A 12,039-nucleotide genomic window follows, 5' to 3' on the forward strand; every position below is an offset into this window, starting at 1 on the left:
GAAGAAAGGGGTATCAAATCAGCTCTTTTAGAAGTCAAATCTAGCGGAGGGTGCGTTTATCGAAGTCATAAACTCTCAATGATTCTAGAGAAAACAATGAATCAAAAAAAGCCAGCCGAAAGAGGATGGCTGGCTTCGTCATACTATAAAAGGGAAAGAAGAATCCCTCAATTTAGATTACTTTTTTATTCTCTTTATTCAATTGTGCCTGACGGTTTATTTTGTTTCTGCTGATAAGCAGGATGAAGTAGCTCAGAACCCCGAAAAGACAAGAGATAATTAATGCATGGGCGAGTGCGACTGCTAAATTTAAACCCGTCAGCACGACAAGCGCCCCGGACACTACTTGCATGGAAATAAGGGCAAAAGCAATCATCCAGCCGTAATAAACGATTTTTTGATGTTTATAGTATTTAAATGCTTTGTAGGCAGCTATTGCCACCCAGATAAAGATTAAAGCGGCGGCAAATCTGTGGCCCATCTGAATCCACTCATGAAGAGTAGCCGGAAGCCCATATGGCCTGTTGCTGCACATTGGCCAGTTCGGACATGCAAGACTTGCTTCTTTATGTCTTACAAATGCACCTGTATACACAACTAGATAGCAGTAAGAGATAATGCCGATCATATGAAACTTCATTCTTTTATCAATAATCAAAGATTCTGTATCAAACTTTTTATCTACTTCAAAGATAAGCAAAGTAAGAAGCAGAACAGAAGCAAATGATATGAGCGATATGCCGAAATGGAGCGCAAGAACTGCATCTGACTGTCCCCATTTAACTGCTGCGGCTCCAATTAATGCCTGCAGAATCAGGAAAAAGAATGATAAACCTGCAAGAAATTTTGTCTCGCGTTTATGTCCAATCATAATCCATGATGAAACAGCTAAAAGAAGGACAAGAATACCTGCAAGTCCGCTGACAACCCGGTGACTGAGCTCAATAACTAGCTCCGGGGTAATCTCAGACGGAATCAGTTCACCGTGGCAAAGCGGCCAAGAATCGCCGCATCCTGCTCCAGATTCTGTTTTTGTAACTAAAGCTCCTCCTAAGAGTACGAGAAGCATAACGATAGATGTGAGCACGCCTATACCTTTTAATGCTCGCTGCAAGATGTTCACCTTCTTATTCGTAATGATGAGTTTTATCTAAATCGACAAAAAACGGGCTTGTGCGCGTAAAATAACAGCGGCGACCTCTGCCGATCAGGCAACAAAAATATGACGGATACCATTTCTGTTTATTATAGTAGGAAAACAGGCACATTAAAAAGGAATTATATGGGTGATTCTTTTACACATGTTTTTTCGCAAAAGATTCCATAATCTATAAAAAATTCCTAATAGTTATGATAGAATGTTATCGTGGTCAAAAAGTTATGCCATCATTTTTTAGAGTATCAGTGAATGGACAGCTTTTCAATTAATTAACGTGCGCTGCTCATCTGCTTCACAATTTCGACATAACTTCTTCATAAATTGTTCACAAAACTTTTGCTGATTATGGTTTAATATCAAGAAGGAAGCATTTTGTAAATATTGTTTTATTTAGTATGATATAGAAAGTCACCATCATACAGCCGATTCGTTTTATTAGAAGCAGAATTGAAAAGGAGGTCTATAAAACGTGCCTGATTCAAGGACCTTATCAGAAACACATCTAAGCGGAACCCGGCCGGAAGAAATCCACGAAACGACAGCTCTAAAAGACTTCCTGAGTCTTATAAAGATGGGCATTGTCAATTCTAACATGATTACTACTTTCACGGGACTGTGGCTGGCATTGCATTTTACAGGACAAAGCTTCCTGCAGAATATAGATAGTGTTTTATTTGTTTTACTTGGTTCCGCTTTAATTATTGCTGGTTCTTGTGCAATCAATAATTTTTACGACCGTGATATAGATCATATCATGGAAAGAACGAAAATGAGACCGACAGTTACTGGGAAAATGAACCCAATTCAAGCTTTGTGGATTGGTATTTTATTGCTTACGTTCGGCTTTATTCTTTTGCTGATGACAACTGTAACGGCTACGTTAATCGGGTTGATCGGCGTAATTACATACGTCTTTTTATATACAATGTGGACAAAACGCCACTATACACTGAACACTGTTGTAGGCAGTGTATCGGGTGCAGTTCCACCCCTAATCGGCTGGGCTGCAATCGATGCAGACCTGAGTGTGACAGCTTGGGTATTGTTTATGATCATGTTCATTTGGCAGCCGCCGCATTTTCTTGCTCTTGCAATGAAAAGAGTGGAAGAATACCGGGCTGCAGGCATTCCGATGCTGCCGGTGGTTCATGGTTTTGCCATTACAAAAAGGCAAATGATGGTTTGGGTGATCTGTCTTCTGCCTTTGCCGTTTTACTTATTTCAGCTTGGGGTTTCTTTCATTATTCTGGCAACCGCTTTAAATATAGGCTGGCTTGTGCTTGCTTTGTCAGGCATGAAAATGAGAGATGATCTGAAATGGGCAAAGTGGATGTTTATTTATTCACTTAATTACTTAACGATCCTTTTTGTGGCGATGGTACTTTTCACGATCAACTAGGTTAGGAATTCTTTCTTTTAGGAATTTACATAGAAGGAATTATCAATTCCTGTGATATTGCGGGAATTAATTTACTGAAAGAGGGGTTTGATTTAGCTATGGAAAAGAGGCTGACAAAATTACGTCTCGTTGCCATCTTTGCAATGTTGACACTTGTCTTAGCCGGCTGTGGTGAACCATATCTTTCCGCTCTTCAACCAGCTGGTGAAGTTGCGGATATGCAGTACTCATTAATGGTGCTGAGTACGCTCATCATGGTCATTGTAATCGCAGTCGTAACTGTGATCTTCATTTATGTAGTTCTGAAATTCAGACAGCGCAAAGGTGAGGAAAATAAAATTCCTGAGCAAGTAGAGGGAAGTCATAAACTTGAAATCATTTGGACTGTTATTCCTATTCTTTTACTACTTGTGTTAGCGGTTCCAGTAGTGTCTGCTACATTTGAACTTGCAGATGTGAAACCAATGGACAAAAAGGACCGCAAACCTGAAGATGCGGTTGTAATTAATGTCAGAGCGAATCTTTACTGGTGGGAATTCGAATATCCTGATCAAGGGGTTATCACGAGCCAGGATTTAGTTGTTCCAACAGATGAAAGGGTTTACTTTAATCTGATTGCTTCTGATGTTAAGCATTCATTCTGGATTCCTTCAGCAGGAGGCAAAATGGATACAAACACAGAAAACATAAATCAGTTCTGGCTTAATTTTGACAGCAAGCGTTCAGAAGAAGCCGGTGAATATTTTTACGGGAAGTGTGCAGAGCTCTGCGGCCCTTCACATGCATTAATGGATTTTAAAGTAAAAACAAAATCCCGCGCAGAATTTGATCAATGGCTTGAAGAAATGAAAGGTGCAAAAGCAGTTGCATCTTCAGATTTAGCTAAACAGGGTGAAAAGTTATTCCAGGAAAAAAGCTGCATCGGCTGTCATGCTGTGACACCTGTGGATGAGCGTCCTGAACAGGCTAGAACAGCTCCAAACTTAGCTAACTTCGGAGAGCGCACCAGGGTAGCGGGCATTCTGCCTCATGATAAAGAAAATATCAGAAACTGGCTGAAAGATCCTGAACAGTACAAACCAGGAAACAAGATGACAAAAACGTATCCTGAGCTGAATGATGAGGAACTTGATGCACTTACTGAATACTTAAGCGGCTTAAAAGTCGAAACGAAGTAAGATGTCTCAGCAGAATAAAAGGGAGGTAACACTGTGAGTACGTTAACTCAGAAAAAAGGGTTCGGCGCTGTTCTTTGGGACTATTTAACAACAGTAGACCATAAAAAAATCGCCATCCTTTACCTGATTTCCGGCGGCTTCTTCTTCCTCGTAGGTGGATTAGAAGCGATGCTTATAAGAATTCAGCTCGCTGTGCCAAATAACGATTTTATCGCAGCCGGCCTTTACAACGAGATTTTAACTATGCATGGCACGACCATGATTTTCCTTGCAGCCATGCCGCTCATATTCGGTTTTATGAATGCGGTCGTACCGATTCAGATCGGAGCTCGTGACGTTGCATTTCCATTTTTAAACTCACTCGGTTTCTGGCTGTTCTTCTTTGGAGGACTTTTCCTGAACCTGAGCTGGTTTTTAGATGGAGCGCCTGATGCAGGGTGGACGAATTACGCTTCACTTGCACTGAACTCGCCTGGCCATGGAGTAGATTTCTATTTGCTGGGACTTCAGATATCAGGATTTGGTACACTGATTGCGGGTATTAACTTCCTTGCAACGATCATTAACATGCGTGCACCTGGTATGACTTACATGCGCATGCCGTTGTTCACTTGGACAACATTTGTAGCTTCAGCACTTATCCTATTTGCTTTTCCGCCGCTTACAGTTGGTTTAGCAATTATGATGTTTGACCGTGTATTTGGCACTGGATTCTTTGATCCGGCACTTGGAGGAAATACGATCATCTGGGAGCATTTATTCTGGATTTTCGGGCATCCTGAGGTTTACATCTTAATTCTTCCGGCTTTCGGGATTTTCTCGGATGTATTGCCGCATTTCTCGAAAAAGCGTTTATTCGGATATTCATCAATGGTATTTGCCACAGTATTAATCGGATTTTTAGGGTTCATGGTGTGGGCGCATCACATGTTCACAACGGGTCTTGGACCAATTGCTAATGCGATTTTCGCAGTAGCCACAATGGCGATTGCCGTTCCGACAGGTATTAAAATTTTCAACTGGATGTTTACAATGTGGGGCGGAAGCATCCGCTTTACTGTGCCGATGATCTGGTCAGTTGCTTTCATTCCTACGTTCGTTATGGGCGGAGTAACAGGAATCATGCTTGCAGCTGCACCGACAGATTATCAGTATCATGATACCTATTTCGTAGTTGCCCATTTCCACTATGTTATCGTAGGCGGAGTTGTTATGGGATTATTCGCAGGCCTGCACTACTGGTGGCCGAAAATGTTCGGCAGAATGCTTGGCGAAAAACTTGGTGTTGTAACTTTTGTATTGTTCTTTACCGGCTTCCATTTAACGTTCTTTATCCAGCATTTCCTTGGATTGATGGGGATGCCGCGACGTATTTTCACTTTCCTTCCTGGACAGGGACTTGAAACGGGGAACCTGATCAGTACGGCTGGTGCCTTCTTGATGGCTGCAGGAACAATCGTATTGATTTACAATATCGTTATTTCTTCTATTAAAGGAGAAAAAGCAGCAGGAGATGCTTGGGGAGATGGACGCAACCTGGAATGGGCTGTATCATCACCTGCACCAGAATATAACTTTAAACAAACACCGCTTGTCCGCGGTCTTGACGCTTTGTGGGTTGAAAGAATGGAAGGAAACAAAGGCATGACTCCTGCAGAGCCGCTTGGAGACATCCATATGCCTAACGGTTCCATCCTGCCGCTGATCATGTCATTTGGATTGTTTGTTGCAGCATTCGGATTATTGTATCATGCAGATTATGCATGGGGAGTTCCGGTTATTATTGTCGGATTCTTAATTACGCTTGGATGTATGTTCCTTCGTTCAATCATTGATGATCACGGTTATCATATTCACAAAGAAGATTTAATGAATGATGATAACGATAAGGGGGTTAAGGCATAATGCATGTTGAGGAAAAATTAACAGCTGAAACGTTCCCTGCCTCACCTGAAAAGGCGACCCTTGAAGGCAAAAATAAATTTTTAGGCTTCTGGCTTTTCCTTGGGGGAGAGACGGTCCTGTTTGCTTCTCTGTTTGCTACGTTTTTAGCTTTAAGAGATTCAAATAACGGCGGTGCAACTACTCAGGAAATGTTTGAACTTCCGCTTGTATTTGCAGCAACAATGCTTCTTTTGACAAGTTCGCTTACAAGTGTTTATGCTATGTATCACATGAAGAACTTTCAGTTTAAAAAGATGCAGCTTTGGATGGGAATCACGGTTCTTTTAGGAGCAGGGTTCCTTGCCCTTGAAATTTACGAGTTTAATCACTATGTGCATGAATTTCATTTCACAATGACAAGCAGTGCACTTGGTTCTGCCTTTTACACGCTTGTTGGAACACACGGTGCCCACGTGGCATTCGGTCTTCTGTGGATTACGACATTGATGGTCCGCAATGCAAAAAGAGGACTCAACTTATACAACGCACCAAAATACTACGTTGCAAGTTTATACTGGCATTTCATTGACGTTGTATGGGTGTTCATTTTCACGGTTGTATACTTAATGGGAATGGTGGGATAAACTGATGGCAGCTAATCAAAACTCAGGAAACCCAAAAGTAGATCTTGCATATCGCCGCAAGAAAAATAAAGAAGATATGAAATTTCAGGTTGTTACATTTGCATTAATGATTTTCCTTACAGTCATTGCATTTGTAGCAATTGGCTATGATGGCATTGCAGAATGGTTTAAAATTCCGTTTATCCTTTTGCTTGCTGTTATACAGGTTATTTTCCAGCTTTACTACTTTATGCATATGAGCCATAAAGGCCATGAAGTGCCTGCGCTTTTCCTTTACTCAGGAATTGGTGTAGCATTTTTGACAGTACTGGCATTTGTTACAATCATTTGGTGGTAATCCAAAAAACCGGCTGAATCCTCAGCCGGTTTTTTTTATTTGCTGAAAAGAAAAAGGCAGCAGACTGCAAATCAATTGAGCGGCAGTTTTCTGCCCGGTTCTCGAATTTCAAGTTTATTTTCCAGGGCTTTTCTAATGTCATAGAACGTTCATTGATAGCGCTTCATTGAAGGTGTATAATAGTTTGCAGGAGTTATAGCAGAAATAGGAGATGAACTCATTGTTAAATTTAGAAATGTTTGGTTTTAGAGCAATGTGGAGCCCTTATTTTTTCCTGTTTGTTGCGGTCATTCTTGGCATTTATTTTCTATTAATCGGACCTCTTCGTAATCGATTTCACGATAGCCAGCCTGTCCCGTTCAAACAGAAGGCACTTTTTGCAGGAAGCATGATTCTTTTATATGCTGTAAAAGGCAGTCCGCTGGATCTAATGGGACATTTAATGTTCAGTGCACATATGACACAAATGGCCCTTTTATATTTGCTGATACCGCCTCTGATGATCTATGGCATTCCGGTCTGGATGTGGAGAGCGATGATTTACAGACGGGGAGTGAAGCAAATCGTTTCATTTCTGTCTAAACCGCTGATAGCCTTGATAGTCTTTAATGGGGTTTTTTCAATCTATCATATTCCGCTTGTATTTGATGCTGTGAAAACAGATCATGTCCTGCATGCATCAGTAACGATTTTAATTTTCATTACTGCGATGCTGATGTGGTGGCCTTTGCTGAATGAATTGCCTGAATGGAGGGAGCTTGGCGGAATTAAGAAGATCGGATACATATTCGCCAATGGAATGCTGCTCACGCCAGCTTGTGCTCTCATCATATTTGCTGATACTTCGCTTTATTCTACGTATTCAGATCCAAGCGCATGGGCCAGCGCCCTTGAACTCTGCGTCCCGGCAAGCATGCTGTCAGGTCTGAATTTGACTGGCCCGGAAATGTTCAATACATTGCCTCTTGTAGAAGATCAGCAGCTTGGAGGCATCATGATGAAAATTATTCAGGAATTTGTTTATGGAACTCTTCTTGGGATTATTTTCTTCAAATGGGCCCGTCAGGAGAGAGAGCGTGATGGTCTTGAGGAAAGAAAAAGATTTACTCCGCAGCCGATAAAGTAACTTCCGCTCTAATTTTCTGCTTATCAATCTATAATTTTTATTTTTAGGAGCTGCAAAAATGAATGTACCTATTTTACCTACTATTAGTACAGCCTTTATTGTTTTAAGTGCAGTTTCTGTTGCTGTTGGCTGGTATTTAATTAAGCAGCGCAAAATAGAAGCCCATCAGAAGGCGATGCTTACCGCAGCTGTTTTTGCGGTTATCTTCTTTATAGTGTATGCCTCGAGAACTGTCTTTGTAGGGAACACTGCATTCGGCGGACCAGACAACATTAAAGTCTATTATACTGTTTTCCTGATTTTTCATATTACTCTAGCTACAATAGGCGCAGTATTTGGAATCATCACCTTGATTTCAGGCTATAAAAACAATCTGTCAAAGCACAGAAAATCAGGTCCGGTTACAAGCATTATTTGGTTTTTTACCGCCATTACCGGTGTGGCTGTCTATTATCTGCTGTATATTCAGTATAAAGGCGGAGAAACGACCTCTGTATTCAAAGCGATTTTAGGGTTTTAGTGAGACACGAAAGGTGTTATGGAATGGATCATTCTATAACATCTTTTTTGTTTCTTTTTTTCTTTAAGTATAGGACGCACAGAATGGCCATAAAATGAAAGTATCAGACGGTTTACGAAAGGGAGTGACTGTAAGATGATTGAAATTGTAACAGATCGGCTGCTGATTATCCCGTGTTCATTAGATATTGCAAAATCTTTAGTCTTTCACAGAAAAGAACTGGAAAGCCGCTCCCCGATCGGAATACCTGTTACTTGGCCTTCAACAGCCGTCAAAGGAATGCTCCCACTCTATATAGAAAGACTGGAGAGGAATGAAAAAGAATACGGCTGGGGACTTTGGCTCATTATTTTATATCAAGAAAAGAGAATTGTAGGAGACTTATTTCTGCAGGGCATGCCGGATGAGCATGGCTGTGTGGAACTATGCTACAACATCCACGAGGCCGAAGATGAAGAAAGTTTAACATTTGAAGCGATTGAAGCTGTCATTGAATGGCTGACAAGTGAAAAATCGGTCATTCAAATCAGTATGGAATGCATCGATCATAATAAAAAATCCATTCGCCTATTTGAAAAACTCGGTATGATCTGCACAAAAAAAGAGGACGTTTTTTTATCCTGGGAACTCAAAAAGAAAGCCTAGATGAGAGGAATACCATATGATTCGTAGAGCAGAAAAGGGTGATTATGAAGAGGTTGCCCTTTTATCACAATACTCATTAAAGAACGAATTTACAAAAACAAACCGCTTCCAGAGTGAGTGTATACTTGGTGACTTTGAATGTGAGAAGCTGATTGCTAAAGTACACATCCTGGATCAAAACATCTATTTTTCTGGTGGAAAAGTGAAGATGGGAGGACTGTCATCTATTTGTGTGTTGCCGGAAAAGCGGCGCAAGCATGATATGGACAAGCTTTTATTTGAAGCTTTAGTATGGATGAAACACCGCGGCTATTCCATTTCATATCTGCATCCTTACTCCATACCTTATTACAGAAAATTCGGCTGGGAACTCATTTCAAATGAAAAGCAGTGGACGATAAGGAAAGAAGATCTTCCTCTTCGGTCGTTTAGCGGGAGCTGTAATGTCAAAGAGCTCAGCGGAATTCTTGCTTTGCCGTTTCTGCAAGTAGTTTATGATTGTTTCAGCAAAGAGAATAATGGTTTGTTAGTCAGATCGGAAGAATGGTGGAAAAAAGAGATATTAAATGAAAATCATTTTGTTTTTGTTCACTTCCTTAAGGATGGGAGTGCAGATGGATACTTGATTTGCAGGCTCGAAAACCAAAAGCTGTATATCGATGAATGCATAGCCCTCAATGACACAGCAAAAAAATCACTTTGGACTTTTCTCTGCCAGAGAGGATTGAAATTTGAAGAACTGATTTGGCGTACATATGAACAAGATCATTTTTCGTTTTTATTGAAAAACCCTTTTATTCTTTCAAAGGTTAAACCTTCCATTATGGGGAGAATCATTGATGTCAAATTTTTTTTAGAGCAATATATGGTAGCCCCTGCCGAAAAGGCGCTTTTTCTGCACATCCATGATTCCTTTGCAGACTGGAACAACGGAACTTATCTTATAAAAAAAGGAGAGATCACTCACTTTCAGAAGGCATCTCAAGGAAGTGCCTGTTCTCATCCTCCAAAACGCGGTCTGCAGATGGATGTATCCGTTTTAACCGCTGTTTTTTTCAGGTATATGAAAGCTGCCTCTCTCTATGAAGCAGGTCTGATCCAGGGACCGAAAGCTGATCTTGATTTACTGAAGCAAATGATTCACTCGAAAAAATCGATTTTCATGGATCGCATTTAAAAAGGGCTGAACGATAAGCGTTCAGCCCTTTCATTTCGTTGAAAAATGGGCTCTTTTCGTAACCATTTTTGCTTTTAAACTAAATGTTAAAAACTTTAAGTGGATTGTGGCGGATAAACTTGACTCCTGCGGGAAAATAGAGGGAAATGGGAGACCCCACAGGCAAAGCCGAGGAGGCTCCCACCCGGACCGCGGAAAGCAAGTGACTGGAGCGGAAAGGAACGGACAACATTTAAAATCAAATACAACAATTTATGCGAAAACAGCCTTAAAATTTAAAATTAAAACGGATTATGCCCGCTTCTCTTGCGGAATTATACACAATTAAAATCATTGGGCCAATGAAAAAACCAAGGACACCAAACAGCTTTAACCCAAGATACATCGAGATGAGCGTCGCGAGAGGAGATAATCCAATATGGCTGCCCATTACTTTAGGTTCTATGGTTCGTCTGATAATCAGAAGAACAGCTGTCAGAATTCCAAGCTTAGTCGCAAGTACTGGATCGCCTGAAATGAGATGATAAAGGGTCCAGGGGCCCATTATAATGATAGATCCTATGATAGGAATCACATCAATAATCCAGATGATAATGGACATAACAAGCGCAATTTCGGGGGCTATCAGCAGCAGCCCGATAAAGGATGCAACGAAAATAATAATGCTTACTAAGAACTGTGCTTTTGCAAAGCCGAAAATGACATAAGACATGCGAGTAATCATAAAGTTCACTTTTTGAGCAGTATTTTCCGTCATATGTCCATACATTCGGAATTTCAGGTTTGGCAGCTCGAGCATAAACAGGAATAAGGCAATCAAGTAAACCAGCATGTTTACCATATAATTAGGAATGTTTGTAAATATGCTTTTGACATTGTCTATATTTACAGAGCTTGCAAGATCGGCTTTTGTTTTTTCGAGAAATTCTTCTACCTGATTGCTGATTTCATTTACAAACTCCGGCGGAAGATCTTTTGCTGAGTTTGTAATCCGTTTTTCAATATTGTTCCAGGCAATCGTAATTTCGTTTATGTAACTTGGTGCATTTTCAATTGTCCTAATGGCTTCTCCTACTACTTTAGTTGTAATAAAGTAACCGCTGATGGTAATGGTGAACAGAAAGATCAAAAAAGTCACCAGCACAGCCATTTTCCGTTTCAGCTTTATACGGTTTTGGAAAAGCTTTACGAGAGGTTCCAATAATAACGCAGTAATAAATGCCATAATCAAGGGAATCGATATGGGCAGAAGAAAATAGATAATCAGCCCAATCACAATAACAGATAGAATAATGAGGAAATTTCGCTTATTAAGTATAGTAGACAATCCCTTGCTCCTTTCAATGGTTCTCCTTAAATTATAGTACGAAAGTACGGTGTGCAGATAGGTTTTTTAAAATTTTATGAAAATATCATTCTTAGTATGAGGCGTATGAAGGGATTTAATAAAAGGATCAAATAAAAAAGCAAAAGCAGTTTATGCTTTTGCGTGAAAATCTTTATACAATGCGGCCGACTTCTTCTTTTAGCTGTTTAAGCAGCTTCTGGCTTGTGCTTAAAACGGCATTTGGAAACGTTTCGCCTTCGCCGTATTCTACTCCGTGCGGATAATAGTGCTTGCCGAGAAGAGGTGTCATTAATTTAACAACTGCATGCTTTGCGCCAATATCGCCTTCAACTGCATATCCAGGGATGCGCAGATAAAACGTTTCACCTTTGTTTTCGAATTTACGATCATATGTAACACGTTCATAATCCCATTGACCAGCCCGGACGATGCCAAGCTCATCCATAATTTCATCAAGTCTTGCTAATTCTACTGTTAAACCATCCAGTCCAGTGTTTTCCAATTTCATATGTATTCCCTCCTAAAACCTTATAACGGCATTTTCATTAGTAAAGCGCTTTAATGAACTCCACTTCAATCATAGTACGAATGCATGGAACTTTCAATCTTTACCTGATAATTT

The 12,039-nt window shown here is 40.4% G+C and carries 12 protein-coding genes; 9 read left to right on the forward strand and 3 right to left on the reverse strand.

Going from position 1 to position 12,039, the window contains the following annotated elements:
• Positions 1–172: 172 nt before the first annotated feature.
• Complete coding sequence (locus GJU41_RS06000; protein ID WP_070879040.1) at positions 173–1,114, reverse strand: COX15/CtaA family protein; 942 nt, start codon at positions 1,112–1,114, stop codon at positions 173–175.
• 571 nt (positions 1,115–1,685) lie between these two features.
• Between GJU41_RS06000 and cyoE the strand changes: the two genes are divergently transcribed.
• The 9 genes from cyoE (at position 1,686) to GJU41_RS06045 (ending at position 10,069) form a co-directional block, all read left to right on the forward strand.
• Positions 1,686–2,558 (forward strand): heme o synthase, encoded by an 873-nt coding sequence (gene cyoE / locus GJU41_RS06005; protein WP_396653201.1) that lies wholly within the window; start codon positions 1,686–1,688, stop codon positions 2,556–2,558.
• A 98-nt stretch (positions 2,559–2,656) separates the two neighbouring features.
• Complete coding sequence (gene coxB, locus GJU41_RS06010; RefSeq protein WP_154318157.1) at positions 2,657–3,736, forward strand: cytochrome c oxidase subunit II; 1,080 nt, start codon at positions 2,657–2,659, stop codon at positions 3,734–3,736.
• Positions 3,737–3,769: 33 nt separating this feature from the next.
• Positions 3,770–5,641: a cytochrome c oxidase subunit I gene (gene ctaD / locus GJU41_RS06015; RefSeq protein WP_070879043.1), complete on the forward strand. Its 1,872-nt coding sequence runs from the start codon at positions 3,770–3,772 to the stop codon at positions 5,639–5,641.
• The gene (ctaE, locus tag GJU41_RS06020) at positions 5,641–6,264 is read left to right on the forward strand and encodes a cytochrome c oxidase subunit III (protein WP_070879044.1); all 624 of its coding nucleotides are present in this window, start codon (positions 5,641–5,643) and stop codon (positions 6,262–6,264) included. Before ctaD ends, ctaE begins: the two co-directional genes overlap by 1 nt.
• Before the next feature lie 4 nt (positions 6,265–6,268).
• On the forward strand, positions 6,269–6,601 hold the full coding sequence (gene ctaF / locus GJU41_RS06025) for a cytochrome c oxidase subunit IVB (protein WP_070879045.1): 333 nt from the start codon (positions 6,269–6,271) through the stop codon (positions 6,599–6,601).
• Between the two features lie 211 nt (positions 6,602–6,812).
• Positions 6,813–7,727 (forward strand): cytochrome c oxidase assembly factor CtaG, encoded by a 915-nt coding sequence (gene ctaG, locus GJU41_RS06030; protein WP_154318158.1) that lies wholly within the window; start codon positions 6,813–6,815, stop codon positions 7,725–7,727.
• Positions 7,728–7,785: 58 nt separating this feature from the next.
• Positions 7,786–8,247: a DUF420 domain-containing protein gene (locus tag GJU41_RS06035; protein WP_070879047.1), complete on the forward strand. Its 462-nt coding sequence runs from the start codon at positions 7,786–7,788 to the stop codon at positions 8,245–8,247.
• Positions 8,248–8,382: 135 nt separating this feature from the next.
• Positions 8,383–8,892: a GNAT family N-acetyltransferase gene (locus GJU41_RS06040; RefSeq protein WP_070879048.1), complete on the forward strand. Its 510-nt coding sequence runs from the start codon at positions 8,383–8,385 to the stop codon at positions 8,890–8,892.
• Between the two features lie 16 nt (positions 8,893–8,908).
• A complete protein-coding gene (locus tag GJU41_RS06045; RefSeq protein ID WP_070879049.1) occupies positions 8,909–10,069 on the forward strand; it encodes a GNAT family N-acetyltransferase in 1,161 nt (386 codons plus the stop codon).
• Positions 10,070–10,337: 268 nt separating this feature from the next.
• On the opposite strand, the gene ytvI is transcribed toward GJU41_RS06045, so the two are convergent.
• Both ytvI and GJU41_RS06055 read right to left on the reverse strand, forming a co-directional pair.
• On the reverse strand, positions 10,338–11,396 hold the full coding sequence (ytvI, locus tag GJU41_RS06050; protein ID WP_070879050.1) for a sporulation integral membrane protein YtvI: 1,059 nt from the start codon (positions 11,394–11,396) through the stop codon (positions 10,338–10,340).
• 172 nt (positions 11,397–11,568) lie between these two features.
• Entirely contained in the window at positions 11,569–11,925 is a 357-nt protein-coding gene (locus GJU41_RS06055) for a YugN family protein (protein WP_070879051.1), read from the reverse strand.
• Positions 11,926–12,039: the final 114 nt, after the last annotated feature.

This window comes from Metabacillus idriensis (genome assembly GCF_009674765.1).
In the GTDB taxonomy this organism is placed as follows: Bacteria; Bacillota; Bacilli; order Bacillales; family Bacillaceae; genus Bacillus_P; species Bacillus_P idriensis.

Bases quoted from the DNA above. Each gene is read 5' to 3' on its own strand.
- coxB (WP_154318157.1), top strand. From the start codon at position 2,657: ATGGAAAAGAGGCTGACAAAATTACGTCTCGTTGCCATCTTTGCAATG.
- ctaE (WP_070879044.1), top strand. From the start codon at position 5,641: ATGCATGTTGAGGAAAAATTAACAGCTGAAACGTTCCCTGCCTCACCT.
- ctaF (WP_070879045.1), top strand. From the start codon at position 6,269: ATGGCAGCTAATCAAAACTCAGGAAACCCAAAAGTAGATCTTGCATAT.
- ctaG (WP_154318158.1), top strand. From the start codon at position 6,813: ATGAACTCATTGTTAAATTTAGAAATGTTTGGTTTTAGAGCAATGTGG.
- GJU41_RS06035 (WP_070879047.1), top strand. From the start codon at position 7,786: ATGAATGTACCTATTTTACCTACTATTAGTACAGCCTTTATTGTTTTA.
- GJU41_RS06040 (WP_070879048.1), top strand. From the start codon at position 8,383: ATGATTGAAATTGTAACAGATCGGCTGCTGATTATCCCGTGTTCATTA.
- GJU41_RS06045 (WP_070879049.1), top strand. From the start codon at position 8,909: ATGATTCGTAGAGCAGAAAAGGGTGATTATGAAGAGGTTGCCCTTTTA.
- GJU41_RS06055 (WP_070879051.1), bottom strand. From the start codon at position 11,925: ATGAAATTGGAAAACACTGGACTGGATGGTTTAACAGTAGAATTAGCA.